The 19049-nt window shown below is 56.0% G+C and carries 20 protein-coding genes; 10 read left to right on the forward strand and 10 right to left on the reverse strand.

From position 1 onward, the window contains the following. Nucleotides 1–74 precede the first annotated feature (74 nt). Genes GCE01_RS00340 through GCE01_RS00365 form a run of 6 tightly spaced genes read left to right on the forward strand, consistent with a single transcriptional unit; the run spans nt 75 to nt 5871 of the window. Nucleotides 75–983 (forward strand): metallophosphoesterase family protein, encoded by a 909-nt coding sequence (locus tag GCE01_RS00340; protein WP_099210180.1) that lies wholly within the window; start codon nt 75–77, stop codon nt 981–983. Further along, the gene (locus GCE01_RS00345; protein ID WP_046899531.1) at nt 980–2131 is read left to right on the forward strand and encodes an LptF/LptG family permease; all 1152 of its coding nucleotides are present in this window, start codon (nt 980–982) and stop codon (nt 2129–2131) included. The genes GCE01_RS00340 and GCE01_RS00345 overlap by 4 nt, the downstream gene beginning before the upstream one ends. Further along, complete coding sequence (locus GCE01_RS00350; protein ID WP_086634109.1) at nt 2128–3228, forward strand: LptF/LptG family permease; 1101 nt, start codon at nt 2128–2130, stop codon at nt 3226–3228. Before GCE01_RS00345 ends, GCE01_RS00350 begins: the two co-directional genes overlap by 4 nt. Beyond that, on the forward strand, nt 3225–4022 hold the full coding sequence (locus tag GCE01_RS00355; protein ID WP_099210182.1) for a sterol desaturase family protein: 798 nt from the start codon (nt 3225–3227) through the stop codon (nt 4020–4022). Before GCE01_RS00350 ends, GCE01_RS00355 begins: the two co-directional genes overlap by 4 nt. Beyond that, entirely contained in the window at nt 4019–4774 is a 756-nt protein-coding gene (locus GCE01_RS00360) for a nucleotidyltransferase family protein (RefSeq protein ID WP_099210184.1), read from the forward strand. The genes GCE01_RS00355 and GCE01_RS00360 overlap by 4 nt, the downstream gene beginning before the upstream one ends. Then, nucleotides 4771–5871 carry a glycosyltransferase gene (locus GCE01_RS00365; protein ID WP_099210186.1) on the forward strand — a complete coding sequence of 367 codons (1101 nt, stop codon included), beginning with the start codon at nt 4771–4773 and terminating at the stop codon, nt 5869–5871. The genes GCE01_RS00360 and GCE01_RS00365 overlap by 4 nt, the downstream gene beginning before the upstream one ends. On the opposite strand, the gene GCE01_RS00370 is transcribed toward GCE01_RS00365, so the two are convergent. Next, the gene (locus GCE01_RS00370; protein WP_099210188.1) at nt 5837–6727 is read right to left on the reverse strand and encodes a glucosamine inositolphosphorylceramide transferase family protein; all 891 of its coding nucleotides are present in this window, start codon (nt 6725–6727) and stop codon (nt 5837–5839) included. The two genes, GCE01_RS00365 and GCE01_RS00370, sit on opposite strands and share 35 nt — an antisense overlap. Nucleotides 6728–6793: 66 nt before the next feature. On the opposite strand from GCE01_RS00370, the gene GCE01_RS00375 reads away from it, so the two are divergent. From GCE01_RS00375 to GCE01_RS00385, 3 genes are all read left to right on the forward strand, one after another. Then, the gene (locus GCE01_RS00375; RefSeq protein ID WP_099210190.1) at nt 6794–7321 is read left to right on the forward strand and encodes an MmcB family DNA repair protein; all 528 of its coding nucleotides are present in this window, start codon (nt 6794–6796) and stop codon (nt 7319–7321) included. A gap of 9 nt (nt 7322–7330) precedes the next feature. Then, the gene (locus GCE01_RS00380) at nt 7331–8119 is read left to right on the forward strand and encodes an inositol monophosphatase family protein (RefSeq protein WP_064274201.1); all 789 of its coding nucleotides are present in this window, start codon (nt 7331–7333) and stop codon (nt 8117–8119) included. Nucleotides 8120–8209: 90 nt separating this feature from the next. After that, entirely contained in the window at nt 8210–9088 is an 879-nt protein-coding gene (locus GCE01_RS00385; RefSeq protein WP_046899537.1) for a lipid-binding SYLF domain-containing protein, read from the forward strand. A 40-nt stretch (nt 9089–9128) separates the two neighbouring features. Here GCE01_RS00385 and mltG read toward each other — a convergent pair whose 3' ends face one another. From mltG to GCE01_RS00425, 8 genes are all read right to left on the reverse strand, one after another. After that, a complete protein-coding gene (mltG, locus tag GCE01_RS00390) occupies nt 9129–10169 on the reverse strand; it encodes an endolytic transglycosylase MltG (RefSeq protein WP_099210192.1) in 1041 nt (346 codons plus the stop codon). Between the two features lie 18 nt (nt 10170–10187). Further along, the gene (gene fabF, locus GCE01_RS00395; RefSeq protein WP_064274200.1) at nt 10188–11471 is read right to left on the reverse strand and encodes a beta-ketoacyl-ACP synthase II; all 1284 of its coding nucleotides are present in this window, start codon (nt 11469–11471) and stop codon (nt 10188–10190) included. Between the two features lie 120 nt (nt 11472–11591). Further along, nucleotides 11592–11831 carry an acyl carrier protein gene (locus GCE01_RS00400; RefSeq protein WP_007282219.1) on the reverse strand — a complete coding sequence of 80 codons (240 nt, stop codon included), beginning with the start codon at nt 11829–11831 and terminating at the stop codon, nt 11592–11594. A 202-nt stretch (nt 11832–12033) separates the two neighbouring features. Continuing rightward, nucleotides 12034–12774 (reverse strand): 3-oxoacyl-[acyl-carrier-protein] reductase, encoded by a 741-nt coding sequence (fabG, locus tag GCE01_RS00405; protein ID WP_099210194.1) that lies wholly within the window; start codon nt 12772–12774, stop codon nt 12034–12036. A gap of 12 nt (nt 12775–12786) precedes the next feature. Next, nucleotides 12787–13731 (reverse strand): ACP S-malonyltransferase, encoded by a 945-nt coding sequence (gene fabD / locus GCE01_RS00410; RefSeq protein ID WP_099210196.1) that lies wholly within the window; start codon nt 13729–13731, stop codon nt 12787–12789. Nucleotides 13732–13802: 71 nt separating this feature from the next. Beyond that, nucleotides 13803–14549, reverse strand: coding sequence for a hypothetical protein (locus GCE01_RS00415; RefSeq protein WP_099210198.1), 747 nt, complete (start codon nt 14547–14549; stop codon nt 13803–13805). Between the two features lie 26 nt (nt 14550–14575). Next, nucleotides 14576–15454, reverse strand: a complete 879-nt coding sequence (locus tag GCE01_RS00420; protein ID WP_099210200.1) for a class I SAM-dependent methyltransferase — start codon at nt 15452–15454, stop codon at nt 14576–14578. Nucleotides 15455–15578: 124 nt separating this feature from the next. Then, entirely contained in the window at nt 15579–17006 is a 1428-nt protein-coding gene (locus GCE01_RS00425; protein ID WP_373321870.1) for a carbohydrate porin, read from the reverse strand. A 455-nt stretch (nt 17007–17461) separates the two neighbouring features. Between GCE01_RS00425 and GCE01_RS00430 the strand changes: the two genes are divergently transcribed. Continuing rightward, the gene (locus GCE01_RS00430; protein ID WP_046899847.1) at nt 17462–18241 is read left to right on the forward strand and encodes an acetoin reductase; all 780 of its coding nucleotides are present in this window, start codon (nt 17462–17464) and stop codon (nt 18239–18241) included. A gap of 51 nt (nt 18242–18292) precedes the next feature. On the opposite strand, the gene GCE01_RS00435 is transcribed toward GCE01_RS00430, so the two are convergent. Beyond that, a complete protein-coding gene (locus GCE01_RS00435; RefSeq protein WP_099210204.1) occupies nt 18293–19024 on the reverse strand; it encodes a glycine betaine ABC transporter substrate-binding protein in 732 nt (243 codons plus the stop codon). Nucleotides 19025–19049 lie beyond the last annotated feature (25 nt).

Here is a 19049-nt window from a genome sequence, read left to right on the forward strand (position 1 = left end):
CACGGCTATGATGTTTCGGCCAGAATGCGAGCTTCCCCTTCCGGCAGAAAGACTGACAAGGCTTCATTTCCTCCATGCCCCATGATCTCCCCGCAGAAACGTCTTCTCAGCGGGAGACGTGCGCCGTCGTTCTGGCCCATCTCTCGGACCCTCACCTCCCACCTCCTCCGGTTCGCTGGTGGGAAGCTCTGAACAAGCGGGCTCTCAGTCTCATTTCGTGGAAAAAGCATCGTCGGCACGTTCACCTGGCGGCTATATGCATGGAAATTGTACAGGATATTGCCAGAGCCAACGTTGATGCCATTCTTGTCAGCGGAGACCTGACGAACTTCGGCACGCCAGCAGAGTTCACCCTGGCTGCCGAATGGCTGGAAAAGCTCCCGGCGCAGACATTGGTCATTCCGGGCAATCATGATTGCATGATCCGTCAGTCCCCTGAAAAGGGGATCCTGCAATGGGAGAAATGGTCTGGGGCGACTTATCCGTACGCCCGCATCCACAACGGCGTTGCCATTATCGGTGTGAACTCGGGCATCCCAACCCCACCGTTCATGGCTTATGGCCGGGTTGGCCACAAACAGCTTGCCCGACTGGAAGCTCTGCTGACGCAACTGGGCGATGCCGAACTCTGTCGTGTTGTCATGATCCATCATCCCCCCCGAAAAGGGCTGGTGCCATGGCGGAAGTCGCTGCTCGATCATCCCGCCGTGGCAAAGCTTCTTCAAAGAACTGGTGCTGAAATCGTTCTCCATGGGCACTCCCATGACGCGACCCTGACACACATCGCCGGAACTGAAATACCGCTTCTTGGGGTCGCCTCTGCATCCCTGACAGACAAACGTGCTCATCGACAGGCCTGCTGGAATCATCTGACTATTCGCCCCCGAAAAAGCGGTTGGACGATTGATCTTGCCCGACACCGGCCGGATGGGAGCATTACGGAACAGGCCTCCTGGTTCCGACCGCAAGGTACGCAGGCATGAAGCAGCGCGCCTCCATTCTGGACAGATATCTACTGTGGCAGATGATGCCACCGTTCGTTATCGCCCTCTTTGCGATGCTCGTGGCGCTCCTTCTGGAACGCCTGCTCGTCCTGTTCGATTATCTGGCCTCAGCCGGAAGCTCCCTTGCGACCTGCATCGCGCTGCTGACAGATCTTCTGCCGCATTATTTCGGGATCGCTCTTCCAGCCGCGCTCTGCATCTCGGTTTTTCTCACCATCCATGGAATGAGCGACAATAACGAGATTGATGCACTTCAAGCTGGACGTGTGTCTCTGCTGCGGATCAGTCGGCCCTTCATGATTGTGGGTCTGCTGCTGGGGGCCGTAAGTGTGCTGCTCTACGGCTATATTCAGCCGGTTGCGCGCTACGATTATCGGGCCGGCTTCTATTTCGCGGCTCATACAGGCTGGGCACCGCATCTTCAGGCAGGAATGTTCGCGTCCACGTCTGATACGGCAGTGATGACGGCAGACAGCGTCAGTCACGGCGGCACCCACATGAGGCGTGTCTTCATCCGGGAAGTGAACAAGAATGGTCTTGCTCACATCATCACCGCCCGCCGCGGCATGCTCACAATTTCAGATAAAACCCGCAGCACCCAGATGGATCTCTGGGACGGTGAAATCGTCGACGATCCCTTCCCCGGAGCCGCTAATCACAAACCGACGGTCACGCATTTCTCGCATGTCGTTCGCGTCATTGATCATCCTGCAAAAGAGACGACCTTTCGCTCTCGTGGAATTGACGAACGGGAGCTGACGCTTTTCGAACTCGCACATGATCTTCGTTATGGCGTACCGGGCATCGAATATCGGACGCTTCGTGCAGAAATCGATTTCCGCATCGCACATGCCCTTGCCATCCCGTTTATCCCCCCCCTGGCCGTAGCGCTGGCCATTGGCTCACGGCGTAGAAAGTCGGTGTGGGGATTGATTGCGGTTTCGGGCATTCTTGTCGGGTTTGACCAGATGCTCATGTTTGGACATAGCCTGGCTGCGACGGGCCGCCTTCCCATCTGGCTTGCCATCTGGGTGCCGGAAGCGCTCTTCTGCATTGGCTGTCCCGCCACTCTGCTGCGCCGGTCGCGCGGTTCCTGGAAACGCCGCAAACTGGTTCGCCCGTCATGACCGCCCACGCACCACACTATGTTCTGTATCGTTATCTGAACCGTGCACTTCTGGGGCGCTTTATGCTCTGTGGTGGCGTGCTGGTCTCGCTGCTTGAGATCCTTGCGCTCCTTGAAAAAACGACGCCCATTCTCAACCGGAATCTGGGCTTCAAGGGCATCCTGACATTTGCACTGCTGCATCTTCCTGCGCTCAGCGTCGAGATCATGCCTCTGGCATTCATGGTCGGAGCACTGTTCCTCCTGATGCAGATGACGCTGTCATCGGAAATGTCAGCCCTTCGTGCAGCCGGACTTTCCACGATCAATCTCTACAAGCGCTTTCTGCCAGCCATCCTGATTGTGGGTTTTACCGGAACAGCCATGCAATACTGGCTCATCCCCCCGTGCGAAAATGCGCTTGCAACATGGTGGAACAAAACGGACCCTGATGCAGCGAAGCCCGACACCCCCTCAAAGCGTATTCTCTGGTTTCGTGCAGGGCCAACTCTTGTCCGTATCGGCCAGTTTGCGCACGGTGGGGCGTTCCTGCGGGATGTTACTATTTATCACCGGGACCCGGGTGGCCTTCTGACAGGGACCGAGCACGCCGCGACCCTGACATATGACGGCAAGGACTGGCACCCGACCGGAGCGCAGGATCTCACGCTGACGGATAATGGCGCTTTTGTAAAAATCACTGGTGGCGACAATAATTTTGCCATTCCGGCGACACCATCAATGATCATGACGTTATCGGAAGATAACGCTGCCGTGACCCCAAGTCAGATCGGGGCCATCCTCCACAAAGGTGCCCCTGCCAGTCTTCCCCGTGCAACGTACCGCATGGCACTCTTCAGTGGTATTATTCTTCCGTTTCAGGTCGCAGTAATGCTTTTATTAGCGCTACCAGTGATCTATATCCCCCCTCGGGCAGGACTTCGAAACCCGCTTCCGGTCTATGTGCTGGCCGCGGGAATGGGCTTCGTGATCCTGCAGGGAATGATTTCCGCACTGGGCAATGCTGGAACGCTTGCCGCGCCACTGGCGGCCTGTGCGGGCCCACTTCTGGGCGCCCTTCTTGGGCTGACCTGGGTCCTGAGGATGGAGGAAAGATGAGCAAGTCCAAACCATGGCAGAACATGTCGTCCCTCCGGACGGGGCGCAGCTTCGATCTCGGAAAGATGTCGCTGCCTCAGTTGTGGATTGCCTATCTCACCTACCCTACCATCCTTCTGTATTTCGTACTGATCGTTGCAGCAGCTTTCGGAGCACTTCACTTCTCCCATAGCCTGCTAACAACGCTAATACCCGTTCCTGTCGTGATCGTGGTGTATCCGCTGGCCTGGTACATGATCCATCGCTTCATCCTGCATGGACGCTGGCTATACCGGAACCACTGGACCGCTTCGCTCTGGAAGCGCATCCACTTCGATCATCATCAGGACCCCCATCTGCTGGATGTGCTGTTTGGATCCCCCCTGAACACCGTCCCGACCATGGGCATCATCACCATGCCGATCGGATACCTGATCTGCGGCTGGAGCGGGGCATTCTGCGCCCTGTCCACAGCCCTTGTGATGACATGCATCTATGAGTTTTTTCACTGCATCCAGCATCTGGCCTACAAGCCGCGCTGGAAGTGGGTTGCCCGGATCAAGCAACTTCATGTTCTTCATCATTTCCATGATGAAAATGGCAATTACGGGATTACAAACTACGTGCCAGACCGATTTTTTGGCAGTTTCTACCGTGAAGCCCGTGACCGCGCACGCAGCCAGCACGTCTTCAATCTCGGCTACGATCTGGATGAAGCCAAGCGCTATCCCTGGGTCATGAACCTTACAGGCGCTCCGCCAAAAGATCGTCCTGATGGGGCACGCTCTTCCTCCGACAACAGCCGCACAGCGTGAGCCTTCCCGTTCTCGTACTCGCTGGTTCTCGTGACGGTGAGCGTGATGTTCTGGCACAACTTGGGAAGGTCTCGCACAAAGCGCTCCTTCCGGTCGGCGGCCAACCGATGCTGGGGCGCGTCCTGCGCGTGCTGGAGAGCATGCCTGCTCTCGGGCCGATTACGGTCAGCATCGAAGCACCAGACCGTATTCGGGATATTTCCGGCGAGGCCCACGTTCTCCAATCGGCACCTTCTCCCAGCGAAAGCGTTGCTGAAGCTCTCAGCAAGGTTGGGACGCCCTGCCTGGTGACAACGGCTGATCACGCGCTGCTGCGTCCAGAATGGATTTCAGAATTTCTTGGTAAAACGGCTGGATGTGATCTTGCCGTGGGCGTCGCTCTTCGGGAAACTGTAGAGCGAGACGTCCCGACCACGAAGCGAACCTATATTCGCCTCGCAGATATGAGCTTTTCCGGATGTAATCTTTTCTGGATGGGCACGCCTCAGGCTGCGGAAGTAGTCGAACTGTGGAAGCGGCTTCAGAAGGACCGCAAGCGGCCCCTGAAAATGGCTCGAACACTTGGATTCGGAACACTTCTTCGGGCCCTGACAGGCCGCCTGGATTCCACCGCTCTGTGTCGTCGGATCGAAGTTCTGACGGGGGCGAAAATACGTCTCGTGCCGCTTTCTGACGGTCAGGCCGCCGTAGATGTCGATAAGCCTTCTGACCTGACACTCGCTGAACAGCTTCTGGCACAACGGTCTTCATGAAAATTGCCTACGTCATCAACTCGCTCGAATGCGGTGGCGCACAGCTACCCATTCCGGACATTGTCTCCGTTCTCCAGCAGCGAGGTGGCGAAGTCACAGTTTTCAGCCTCGAAAAGCGTGATGGCCTTGCCATTCCCGTTCTGGAGAGCCACGGCATTGAGGTTCGCGTAAGATCCGGCGGCAACAAAGACCATTTAGCGGCCTGGCGCTGGCTGCGCGATGAAATGGACGCATTTCAGCCGGATCTGATCTGGACATCCCTGACCCGAGCTACGCTTCTCGGCCAGCGCGCAGCCAACAGGCTTGGTGTCCCGGCAGTCCACTGGCAGCATTCTGCCCGGTTGAAGTCCGCCAACAGCCTCCTGCTCCGGCTTTTGTGCCGGAATGCGAAGCTATGGATTGCAGACTCTCCTACGGTTGAGGATTTTGCCCGCAAAAGTCTGGGACTACGGAACCGCGTTCTTTCCTGGCCAATTTTCCGGGCCAATCCTCACAGCCCCACAGCAAAGGCCTGGCGCAAAGGACAGACCGTCCGTATCGGAAGTCTTGGCCGACTGCACGCCGTAAAGGGGTATGACCTGCTTTTCGAAGCACTGGATCTGCTCCGTGACCACCCGGACCTTCCCCCCTATCGACTGTCCTTAGCCGGAGACGGCCCAGAAAAAGAAGCACTGGAGCAGATCGCCAGGGAGAAAAAACTCCCGGTCGATTTTCTCGGACATTGCGACAAGCCGTTCGAATTTTTGTCGACGCTGCATCTGTATGTTCAGCCGTCCCAGTGGGAGGGCATGTGCGTTGCCGCCCATGAGGCCATGGCCTGCGCGCTGCCCGTAATTGCCACGCCGGCGGGCGAAATCCCCCACACCATGGAAGACGGGCATTCCGGTCTTGTGGTCCCGTTCAACAACGCCCCGGTTCTGGCCAGTGCGATTGCTGAACTCATCATGACTCCGGGAAAGCTCAAACCCATGGGGCGCCTCTCCCGGGAACGCGTTCTGGAGCGGTTCGGCCCGACGGCGTTTCTACGTCAGGGAAATGCCGTTCTGGACAGAATTCCTGGCTTTAACCCAGCCCCAGACGACGCTTCACATTCATAAAATCCCGACGTGGGCCAATTCCAACACGCTTGACGTCAACAAGCGTCACTTGACCAGCGGCTGAGAGCGTGTGGAAACCGTCCGGAAAACGACGGCGCAGCACGGCAGGCGCATCCAGCACATCACTTGGTGTCACTTTCGGCAACCCGCGCTCAAGCCCTTCAATTTTCAGCAGACGAATGCCTTGGCCATAAGTGTCACGGCAGTCTTGCGTGGGAAGGAAGAGCTCTCCATCGACAACAACCGGAGTGCCACCCGGACGCGCTCCCGCACGGTCACTCAAAAACAGCCCGAGATGTGTCCACGGCCCCGTAAGACTATCTGCTACGGAGATGTGCAGAGCGCTTTGTCGCTCGTCTCGCGTGCCTGCGGGCGTCCAGAACATCCACCAACGCTCGGCATAATGGAACGGCGTGGCGTCAATCGCGGCCTCTCGGAAATCAAATGCTTCGACCTTTTCCCATTCCAACGGAAAAGCTTTGGCCCGATACAGGGTCAGGCGGCCTGAAGCACTGGCCTCGGGCAGCATGTACGTCTCCCCGCCATGCTCAAAGACGTATGGGTAGGACAGATGCCAGTCTTCACGCAGGACAGGCTGTTGCTGAATCAGCTTTCCCGTCCGGTCATAGACCAGAACATCAATGGTGCCTTTGGGGGCTCGGTAGTCGAAGGCTTCCGCAAAAATATGCAGCTTTCCGTCCCGCCAGAGACCAAAAGGATCGGCCAGAAAACGATGATCTCCGATATCCGGCAGGGTCGTCACCTCAAACCCATTGAGGCTACCCGCTCGGATCAGGTCCGCCAGAGGAGCGTGGATAATGGCGCAACGCCAGTGGTCCGTGCGTAGAAACGGCATGCCGACTCTCCTTGAAAAACGCGAACAGGGGCAGACGTAAAGCGCAGATCCGGGCAATATGGAACCATGAGTTCGGTCCTTTCCGAGATCCCACCTGGTTTCCCTGAACGACAGTTTGCCATCCGGCGTGCTGTTTTGGGGCTATGTCGCGCCATGGGCTGGGCAGCAATCAACGAATTTGCTCTTCCCTCGGCCGGACGTCGCGCAGACGTGATGGCCCTCCTGCCGGATCACAGCCTGTCCTGCATTGAGATCAAATCCGGACTCCGCGATTTCCAGACAGATCAGAAATGGCCGGATTACAGGAACTGGTCGGACAGGCTGTACTTTGCCGTCGATGATGGCTTTCCGCTAGACGTTCTGCCTCCGGACGTTGGCATTATCACTGTCAGTCTCAGCATGGTGCCCAGTAGCCTCTTCCACAGTGTGGTAGCTGAATGCGCCATCATTCGTGACCCCGCAGAACACCGGATCGCACCGGCACGTCGGCGGACAATTCTGCACCTGTTTGCTACCATCGCCGCCAGTCGCCTCATGTCTCTTGAGGATCCGGCCATCACTGCCTCCCTGCGCGCAGCACGCCGCACAGAATAGGATATGTCCATGAGTTTTGACCCTATTGCCGTCCGTCTTGAAGCCGCCCGCAGTGTCGTCCGGGACGCAGCGGCCCTCGCCCTTTCCATGCGCCCTCAGCCTGGGGGCCCGACTGGCACCCTTAAAGGCCGCCAAGACTATCTGACGGAAGCAGACGGAGCCGTTGAAGCCCTCGTCAGCCGTCGGATTCAGGAACTCTTCCCGGAAGATGGTTTTCAGGGCGAAGAAGGCGGTCTGACGCGTGAGGGGCAGTTCCGTTGGGTCGTGGACCCGATTGATGGAACCTCCAATTTTGCACGCGGTCGGGACCGGTGGTGTGTGTCGCTGGGTCTGCTTGAGGGCAATGTACCCGTTGCTGGCGTTATTGAGGCTCCAGCCCTCAATGAAGTTTTCACTGCTCAGAAAGGCAAAGGCGCCTTCCTGAACGGAAAACCCATCAAAGCCTCCCCTATCAGCAACCCGCAGGAGGCCATGATCGAAATGGGATGGTCCTGCCGGGTGTCGACCGAACTGTTTGGAGAAAAAATCGGTGCCATCATGTCTCTGGGCGCCATGCCGCGTTCAGGTGGTTCCGGGGCCTTGGCACTGGCGGACGTCGCATGTGGCCGCAGCGATGGTTACCTGGAAATCGTGATCCAGCTTTGGGATGTGGCCGCAGCACTGATCATTCTGGAAGAAGCTGGCGCTACTGTCTCTCCGTTCCTTCAGACGGGCGGCCTGACAGGGGGAGCCACTATCCTTGCGGCTGCACCGGGCATTGCGCAAATCCTGTCAAACGCCGTGAAGGTGGAAATCTGACAAGACCTGTTACCCCGCACTCGTGATTTGGCCTCATTTCACGCATAGTGCGGGGAGATCTATTTTTGCCGTTAGCAGAAGGTAAGTTTTATGACCCTGTCCGGTCTCCTGCGTTCGACCGTTCTTGCCGCCACAGGGTGTGCAACGCTCGCTGCGTGTTCTGGCACAACCACCACGACAGCAAGCGAACAACAGATCGTTGTAGATAAAGCGACGCTGGCTGTTCAGGACCTGTTTGCCAAAACAACCTCGACATCCCGCTCACAGCAGCTTCTGGCGGAAGCCAAAGCCGTCATGGTGTGCCCGTCTGTTCTGAACATGTCTTTCGGTCTGGGAGGCTCTGGCGGTCGCTGCGTCCTCATGAGCCGCGATGCGCGTGGGTCATGGTCTGATCCAGCATTCTACCGTCTGAGCACGGGGTCTCTGGGTGTTCAGGTTGGCGTCCAGAACTCCGAGATGATTTTCTTCATCATGTCCCAGCGCGGCATTCAGGCCCTGCTGGATAGCCAGTTCAAGTTTGATGCGACAGCATCCGCCTCTTTCGCCACGATCGGAACTGGTGTTGAAAGCAGCACGGCCGGCGCAAAGAATACGGACATCTATGCGGCACAGAAAGCTCAGGGCCTTTATGCGGGCGCAGCCCTTGGTGGCTCCAAGCTGACAGTGGATAGCGGCGCAAACCGCGCTTACTACAATCAGGCTGTTGGTCCTGAAGACATTATCGTGACGATGCGCGTCAACAATCCGTCTGCCGATCCGCTTCGTCGCATGATGATGAACATTGCGAAACTACCAACGGCATCCACGGCCCGCTCAACAAGCGCAACGGCTCCAGCCTCTCAGGGGAGCACGTCAACGGATATCGATCCCGTAAGCAGCAGCCCCTACCCCAGCAATTACGACACCTCGAAGCCGTACAGCACCCAAACGCGCGGTGTGCAGAGTTCATCTCTGAACCCTGTGAAGTAAGACAGCAAAAAGCCCCGCACATGAAAATGCGGGGCTTTTTTTATTGTGGGACGACAGGGATTTTTTCTCGGTATGCCCGGATATTTCGGTCCTGCTCCTGTAGTGTCTCAGAGAAACTATGTCCCCCCTCACCCGTGGCGACGAAATATAACGCCTTACCTTCCGCTGGATGTGCCGCCGCCTCAAGAGACGTCTTGCCCGGTGAGCAGATTGGCCCCGGTGGCAGGCCGGTTTCCAGGTAGGTATTGTATGGGCCAGGGACCTGAAGATCATCATGCGTCAACGGCCGGTCTAACGTCCCCAGACCTTCACTGAGGCCATAAATGACGCTTGGATCCGTCTGAAGGCGCATGCCAAGTTTGAGACGGTTCAGGAAGACGCGCGCCACCATTGGACGTTCAGTCGGTACGGCTGTTTCCCGCTCGATCAGTGATGCAAGCGTCACCAGATCCTGCGGGTTCTGAATCAGGCCATCCAGAGCTTCCACATCCCGCTTGTCCCAGATGGACTGCACCTGAGCGTCCATCATGCGTTTCAGGCGGTCAACCATAGATTGCCGTGCAGCACCACGAACATAGGCAATCGTCTGAGGAAGGACGCTTCCCTCCACAATTTGAGGAACGTCTCCCGTCAGGAACGGTGCTTTGCGAAGAATATCCGCAATCTTGAGCGCAGTCAGACCTTCAGGAACAGTCAACTGATGGGAAACAGGTTTACCATGCCGCAAAATTTCCAGCACATGAGCCACAGAAGCTCGTGCGGGAAACTGAAGTTCCGCCGCATGAATCTGTCCATCCCGATGCGTCAGGAAGGCTGACAGCCGGAAGAAGGCTCCGGAGGACCATGTTGGGGAAAGAATTCCGTCATCCTGAAGAGCTTTTGTAACCGTCGCATTATTACCGCGGGGAATGACAAAGGCTTTTGTTTCAGGAAGCGGACCAGGGTCAGTGTAATGACCGTACCCGGCCACCGCTGCTGCGACAAAGAGCAGTGGCGCCATAAAGATTGCCAGCTTACGGCCAGCCTTGGGGGGAAGAAGAGGTTTTCTGTTTTCTTCGCCGTCCGGCTGGCTTTCAGGCATAAATCAAAACGACTCCGCTCAGTCCTTGCAGCGCTTCAGGATAATGCTGGCATTCGTGCCGCCAAATCCGAAGCTGTTGGAAAGAGCGACATCAACCTTACGCTTCTGAGCCTTCAGAGGCACACGATCGATTACGCTCTCGCGTGCCGGATTTTCAAGGTTCAGCGTGGGCGGCACGATGCCGTCACGGATGGCCTGAAGGCAGAAGATCGCCTCCACAGCACCTGCTGCGCCAAGAAGATGACCAATGGCAGACTTGGTAGAAGACATCACCAGGTTCTTGGCATGGTCGCCAAAGAAACGCTCGACCGCATCCAGTTCCAGATCGTCTGCCATGGTAGAGGTGCCATGCGCGTTAACGTAGTCGATATCGGATGCCTGAAGACCACTGTTCTTCAGGGCGGCCTTCATGGCGCGGAACGCACCTTCATGACCTTCAGCCGGGGCTGTGATGTGATGAGCGTCGCCGGACAAGCCATAGCCGCCGATTTCGCCATAGATCTTGGCACCGCGAGCCTTGGCATGTTCGTACTCTTCCAGCACGACCACACCGGCACCCTCACCCATGATGAAGCCATCACGATCCTTGTCCCACGGACGGGACGCCTTGGTCGGATCATCATTGGAGCCGGTGGAGAGCGCACGTGCCGAGCAGAAACCGGCAATACCCAGCGAACAGATGGCAGCTTCCGCACCACCTGCAATCATGACGTCTGCATCACCGTACTGGATCAGACGGGACGCATCGCCAATCGCATGCACGCCTGTAGCGCAGGCTGTAACGACAGCATGGTTCGGTCCCTTGAAGCCGTAACGGATCGAAAGGTGACCGGAAATGAGATTGATAAGCGCAGACGGGATGAAGAACGGTGACAGACGACGGGCCTTGCCGCTTGAAACTGTCAGGGAACCTTCATAAATCGTCTGCAGACCACCGATACCGGAGCCGATCATCACGCCTGTGGCGCAGCGATCATCTTCGTTCTCAGGCTTCCAGCCCGAGTCCTCGACGGCCTGGATGGCAGCGGCCAGACCAAGATGGATGAAGCGATCCATTTTCTTCTGGTCTTTGACCGGCACCCAGTCAGACAGCGTGAGACCGCCTTCTTCGGTCGGTCCCTCAGGAACCTGACCAGCGACCTGCGCAGGGAGTTCGGAAGGATCAAAATGGGTAATACGCCCGATACCGGACTGCCCTTCGATCAGACGCTTCCACGTCAGTTCCGCACCCACCGCAAGTGGGCTGACAACACCGATTCCGGTAACGACGACGCGTCTTCCGTTGATTGCATTTCCGCTCATCGATGCCTCATGTCTCACGTTGTAAACGACCATACGATGCGGCCTGAAAACCGCTCCGTGTATCCGCCTCTGGTAATCGAGGCGGGATGGGACCAGCCTTAGACCAGTCCCGAAAGCGCCTTAGGCAGCCTTCTGCTTCTCGATGTAGTCAATCGCGTCCTTGACGGTGGCGATCTTCTCGGCTGCATCTTCCGGGATCTCGACGGAGAAAGCTTCTTCGAAAGCCATGACCAGCTCAACCGTGTCGAGGCTGTCTGCGCCCAGATCGTCAATGAAAGACGCTTCCGGCGTGACCTTGCTTTCTTCAACGCCGAGGTGCTCGACAACGATCTTCTTCACCTTGTCAGCGATATCGCTCATCTGTTTGTTCCTTCTGCCCGTTCAGGGCGTTACAAAAAACTCGTATTGCCGTCTGCCAGTCCGGGAACCCATCAGGGCTTCCAGCGCAGGCCACCTCTCCTTTCGGAAAGGCGTTGCCACCGGCCGAACCGGACATCGGCCTTCATCAGACCGGGCAAAGCAGCGCGCGATTAGCACGCTTTGACCTGAAACGCCAAGCGTCTCAGACCATGGCCATGCCACCGTTGACGTGCAGGGTCGTTCCCGTGACCCAAGCAGCCTCGTCAGAAGCCAGATACACCACTGCCGCAGCCACGTCATCCGGGTTTCCCATCCGACCGAGCGGAATGGAGCCAACCAGCTTTTCGCGGATACCCTCAGACAGCACATCCGTCATCGGCGTTTCAATGAAACCAGGAGCCACAACGTTGACCGTCACACCGCGAGGACCGGCCTCCTGAGCTAGTGACTTGCTCATACCAACAATGCCAGCCTTTGCCGCTGCATAGTTAGCCTGACCCGCATTTCCTGTCGTTCCAACAACAGACGCGATGGAAATGATGCGGCCAGCGCGACGGCGCAACATACCCTTAAGGGCAGCGCGGGCCAAACGGAACGGGCTTTCCAGATCCACCGTCATGACCTGCGACCAGTCACTGTCCTTCATGCGAATGGCGAGCGTATCGCGCGTCAGACCCGCATTATTCACCAGAATGTCCAGCGGAGCCCCGGCCACTTCTTCAGCCTTAGCCACAAGACCATCAGCTTCAGACGCATCCGACAGGTTAGCAACTGCAATATGCGTGCGCTCACCTAGGCTGTCTGCCAGTTCCTTCAGAGCCGCTTCACGCGTGCCGCTGAGAACAACCGTTGCGCCAAGGGCGTGAAGCTGACGGGAAATAGCTGCACCAATGCCACCGGATGCACCCGTGACGAGTGCGATCTTGCCAGAAAGAGAGAACATGGTTCGTTGTCCTTACAGAGCCTTGAGCAGGGCTTCGATTTCAGCAGGTGTGCCAGCATTGTCCGTGGCAAGATCAGGAGCAATACGACGCGCCAGACCGCACAGCACCTTGCCAGCTCCCAGTTCATGCATGTTTGTCACGCCCATGGCCGCCATGGCCTGAACGCTCTCGCGCCAGCGGACCGTTCCCGTAACCTGCTTCACCAAAAGGTCGCGGATCGCATCAGGATCAGTGACCTTCGCAGCAGTCACATTGGCAATAACCGGGACGCTCGGCGCATTCAGTGTAGCCGTTGCCAGCGCTTCGGCCATTTCACGACCGGCAGGCGCCATCAGCGACGAGTGAAACGGCGCAGAGACCGGAAGCTTCACAGCCCGCTTGATGCCACGCTCCTTGGCAAGGGCAATGGCGCGATCCACGGCATCCATGTGTCCAGACACAACAATCTGGCCGCCGCCGTTATCATTGGCGATCTCAAGGACCTGTCCCTCGGCGGCATCTTCACAGATGGACTGCGCCTGCTCAGCCTCAACTCCGAGAAGGGCTGCCATGCCGCCCTCACCTGCAGGAACAGCGCGCTGCATTGCCTGACCGCGCAGACGCAGCAGACGGGCACCTTCAGCAATACCGAGCGTGCCAGCAGCAGCAAGAGCAGAATATTCTCCAAGAGAATGACCCGCCAGCAAAGCGGCCTTGTCTGCCAGTTTGAAGCCACCTTCGGTTTCAAGGGCACGAACAGCAGCGAGCGATACGGCAAAAAGTGCCGGCTGCGTGTTCTCGGTCTTTGTCAGTTCGTCCGCTTCGCCGGAGAACATCAGCTTTGACAGATGCACTCCTAGGGCATCGTCAACTTCCTGAAAAACGGCGCGGGATGAAGCAAAGGCATCATGCAGGGCCTGCCCCATTCCGACTGACTGACTGCCCTGACCCGGAAAGACAAAAGCGTGAACCGACATGGATCCCCCTGCTGGCATGAAAAACAGGCTCAGGGTGATGCTGTTTCACACGCGATCTGTCAAATTCTGCGTTATCTGTCAGGTGTGAATGTCACGTATGCCTCACCAGGAATTTTAACCCGCACACGACCAAAAGGCTTGCTGGAACGGAATACCGTATCCTCTGCATAGTCCTGCGGCCGAAGCAGAATAGTCATTGGTTCTCTGCTCACGTTTGACGCCAGCACCCGCACGGTGCCGCTCGTCACCGCCTCAAAATTCGCTCCCGGAGCAATATCTATCTTGAGCCGATGAGCATCCGGCATGAACCAGGACAGGATCGCACCCGTCAGATCACGGATGCACGCATTGACCTGACGAAGCCAGTGACGGGCCTCTGTGCCGGTAAATGTCTGCGGCGCAGGCAACGCGACCACCAGAGACAGCTCCGTTCTGACATTATGCCCGATGGCTTCTGTCTGAAGGACTGGCGGGTTCTCTGCCTTCAGGCGGTCTGTCAGCGGGAAATGCATGTCCCGGTCCTGGCCGAAGAACAAGGGGATATCCCCATCCCGGCTATGAACCATAAGCCGCGCTTTTGAGGGGTAATCATGGTCAGGCAGCAACTCGCCTGTGAAATGGAGCGAAAGACCCTCTTTTGCCGCCTGTGGGAAGTGCTCAAACCGCTCATAGATGCGTGCGATGTCCTGATATGTCGCAACGCGCACGTCATGTCGGCCAGCGACAATAAGATGCTCCTCGGAGGCACCGCGCGCCTCGTGAAGCCCGACACAGGAAAGGAATGCGATGAAACATCCCGTCAGAAGACGATAGGTCATGAATTTACTTTACAACAAATGATGTCTTATTCAATTTTTTGCAGAACAATCAGAACCTGCGGCAGCCTTACCGGATTATCCAGATATTCGATCAGGCGAAACATCCCACCCCAAGCTTTAAGAATATAGTTCCGTGGTATGATGGCCTCTCCATAATGCGCCTGAGGCTGAGGGCGCTTTGCAGACGCGGCATGCAGAAACCGCCCTGCTTCAAAATGTGAATTCGCCTGGGCTTCATCCACAAAACTGTTTGCACAGGCTTCATGCCATGGATGCTCCAGTTGCATTCCAGAAGCACGACGCAAGCGCTGCTCTGCACAAAATGACAGAAACCGCCGGCTCTGCGTCGTAAAGACAACCAATCCATCTGGCTTTAGAAGCCGATGAAACTCCCTCATCCAGTGGCCGGCCAGAAATTCATCCAGATGTGAAAATGTTGACCAGGACGTGATCAGATCCAGCGTACCGGGCACGAGCGGCAATGGTGGCACCAGTCCGGCCTGCAAAAAGGGAAGAAATGGATTGGCGCGCCGTGCTGCCATGAGAAAGCGGTCCGTATGCTCGACGCTGACGAGGGACTGTGATCGCACATCCTTCATGAAAAGGCGCGCCATCCGCCCCCACCCACATCCGAAATCAAGAACGGAAGTCTCAGGCCTCAAAGGCCTTCCCGCGTAGGCGCAATACGCCTTTATTTCCCGATAAAAGACATGCGCCTCATGAATGGAAACCTCCCCATGATGTCCATGAATTTCACGCTGAAGATCATCCGGGGGGAACTCAGGCATCCGAACGCCCCGCACCTCGTATCCGCCAAGGGACGAGACCAGAACATGCAGCCATTCTTCATCCGCAAGCCCGTGAAAGGCTTCAAAAACAGCATCCGTCCTGTCGGAGTGGGTCATTCTTCTACCGTTACGCCATGTCAGTAACGATTTATTAACGCACTTCCACCAACAAGAGAACCAAGCTGCCGCCCCCTGAAAAATTCTGCCCCGCGCCTTTCAGATACAACGCAAGAAAGAGTTCTCACATAAACTGGATATGGCTCTTAAACCCCAAAAGAGCGGCATCCCGCAGATTGTATTGGGCATTCGGGTGAATGTAGTACTCAAACAGAGGTGTAAAAATCACACCCTTCACAACATGGATAGCGTAGTTGAACTCCATCACGACCGCGTCCTGCTGAACACCTGTCGCATGATTGGGGAGTGATTGCCCTTTACGGATCAGCGCAGCTTCACTTCGGCTCACACCAGACGCAATCTTGGTGTAGGTCAGAGAAAATCCGAGCGTATCGTAGGGTCGAGACGTCAGAAATCCGCGGTTAATCAGTGCGCCATAAACGAGATACCGGCGCAGGGACGTATGAGGATCATTGTAAATAAGCCCCGTCATCGCCGTCAGGCCTGAGCCCTTTGCCCTATAGTGCAGCAATTGCTGATCCAGCATGACCCATGTTGACCAAGACGCGCTGCGCTTCTTATGCGCAAGTCCGCTTTCTGCATAAGAACCGTCATATAGATCGTAATAGTTGTCAGTCTGCGGCGTACTGAAGAGCTGGGCACCGAATTTGTAATGGCCCGGCAAGGTGCCATGCCCGAAAACCGGCTCCCAGGCTGTTTCGATCGGTGCCGCATACCCGATGATATTGGCCCCATTGAATTTGAATCCGGTTCGATGCTGATAGACTTGGTAAATCCCGTTTTCGATCGGATACACCCCTGTCTGAACATAAACAGACCGCACCGGCCGTCCTCGAACCCGAAATCCCCAGGTCGCAGCAGGATAGCCAGCGTCAAAATTCGTGTCCGTAATCCCTTTGGGACGACCGCAGAAACTACCGTTCTGGAAATTGCAGAACAAAGGGCTCGCCGCAAAATCTGAAATTTCTGACATACGGCCAGCGGCGATCGCCAGACGCCCACCGTAAAGCGTTTCTTCCCCGTACATATAGACCAAATGCACGACAACATTTCCGCCACCGCCATAATCTTCGGAAGCATGATTGAGCCAGTCACCAAACATGCGATTGGCCGTCGTACCGTATCGCCCCACCGTAATCATGTGCGTCGCAAAACCACGCAGACCAGCAAGCTTTTCCCAGTCCACATCAAGCTGCATCGCATACTGGCCCGCATTACTCGCGCCCTGCTTGTAGTTTTCAAATCCTGGCGTTGTTCCGCGCGTCGGCTTCGTTATCGCTCCGGCAAATTCATTCGTATTATCGACGAGGAAATTGATGCCACGCTTACGCAGCCAGCCTGACAAGGGATTGGAGACGATAGCCTCGGGATGGGAAAATGCTGCCACGGTTGTTTCACGCGATGCATGGACAGGAAGAGGCGTTGAAACCAACTGACTTGGCGCAGATCCAATATCGCGGTCCATGACCTGAGCAAAAGCAGGCAGCGATACGAAAATACTGAAAAACCACACGAACCATGAGCTTTTCAGAGCATAACCCAGCACACGAAGATGCAAATCTGGCGCCCCTATTTGAACAGGAATAATGTTACATCACGACCTCTGAAACGAATTGCGCCCGATCCAGAGTGAGCATGCAAAATCCCTACGCGACGGAGCATTGTAGCGTAATTAACATTTTAGAATTTCTCGTAAATTTGATTAATAATTCACAAATATAAAATAATTAAAATATTTTTTATTATTTATTTTAAAGTAAAAATACTTAATAAAGTGAAATACGATTTATATTAATATTCAAATATCTACAAAATCGTTAATTTAGAAAATTACTCATGTAATATTTCTTTCACATGAAACACGTTTGCGTGCCTATTTTCGAAAACATGTCTTTTTTTGTGGAAAATCAAAGCCTGAAAGCAGAAGACGTTTACCATTCGTGCGAACCACATTTCGTGGCGCATGAAGAGAGAGGAAATTTCTGCATGTCTCTTTCTGGTAAAATTGCCGCTGTAACCGGGGCGGCTCAAGGTATCGGCAAGGCCATCGCTCTTCGTCTGGCGCGCGAAGGAGCTGACATCATTCTATTGGATGTCAAACAGGAAACCGTTCAGCAAGCCGCCAAGGAAGTTGAAGCTCTTGGCCGACGTGCTATCGCTCTAACGGCTGACATCAGCAATCGCGATGAATTTCAGAAGACCCTGAAAGAAGCCTCCAGCCAGCTGGGCGGCCTCGATATCATGGTCAATAATGCCGGCATCTGCCAGGTGAAGCCTATTCTGGACGTGACCCAGGAAGAAGTTGAAAAGATTTACCGTATCAATGTTCAGGGCGTAATCTGGGGCATTCAGGCTGCAGCCAACATTTTCAAAGAGACCGGCAAGAAGGGAAAGATCATCAATGCCTGCTCCATCGCTGGCCATGAAGGCTTTCCCCTTCTCGGGATCTATTCTTCCACAAAGTTCGCAGTTCGCGCACTGACGCAGTCGGCCGCCAAAGAACTGGCAGCCTTCGGTATCACCGTGAACTCCTACTGCCCGGGCATCGTCGGAACGGATATGTGGGTCGAGATCGACAAGCGCATGTCTGAGATTACCGGTGCTGAACTGGGCGCAACCTACAAGAAGTATGTTGAAGGCATCGCTCTCGGACGGGTCGAAACAGCAGACGACGTTGCTGGCTTCGTCGCATTCCTGTCGGGCAAAGATTCCGATTACATTACTGGCCAGTCCATCCTGATCGATGGCGGCCTCGTCTACCGCTAAGGCTGTAGATACAAAAAAGGGCCGGAGAAATCCGGCCCTTTTTTGAAATCCTCAGGCATCCCGCGGAATAAGGCGTCCACGCTGCCATGCTTCCGCAGCATCATCAGGGTCCTGCCCTTCAACGCCGATATTATAATCCAGCGCACTCATGACCTTGTTGCCGAGCATCATCTCGGACAATTCGTCAAGAAGATCCGTGTCTGCCTTGCGGGCTACATCTTCCCGCAGAACCATGCGCGCAGACATTTCCCCGCCGAGCAGCTTGTCAGGGTCCTCAACCAGCGTCAGCAACGCGGTGTGGAACACCGCGTGTGGCTGAGTGGCGACCACAAGCGGAGATTCGCCGTCTGCCTGCGCCTTTTCCAGACGACCGATCAGAGCGGCCTCCCCCACAACTTCAAGCGGCAGGGAAGAAAGGGCTGGAAGCTGCTTGAGTGCTTTTTCAAGAATTTCGCGGCTGTCCTCTGCAACGATCACTCGATCCACTTCGGCTGATGTCAGCGCATTGACAGGACCGAGCACACGCAGCGCAGCAAACGAAATCTGTGGCTGATACAGATCCCCGATGACACGAAAGCCAGGCCCAGCGAATTTTTCATCGCGCGGGAACCAGGCAGAAACCAGAAGATCGACTTCGCCCTGCTCCATGGCTTCCGCCACATCTTCAGGGTCGAGGTCCACAAACTCGACGTCCACCTCATGCGCTTCGAGAACACGGGCGACCGCACTGGCACACCCGGCATGAAGCGAGGTGTACAGATGGCCGATCGTCATTTGCGTCATGAGGCAGTCCGTCAGTCAGAAAATT

It is taken from the genome of Gluconobacter cerinus (assembly GCF_002723935.1).
Lineage (GTDB): Bacteria > Pseudomonadota > Alphaproteobacteria > Acetobacterales > Acetobacteraceae > Gluconobacter > Gluconobacter cerinus.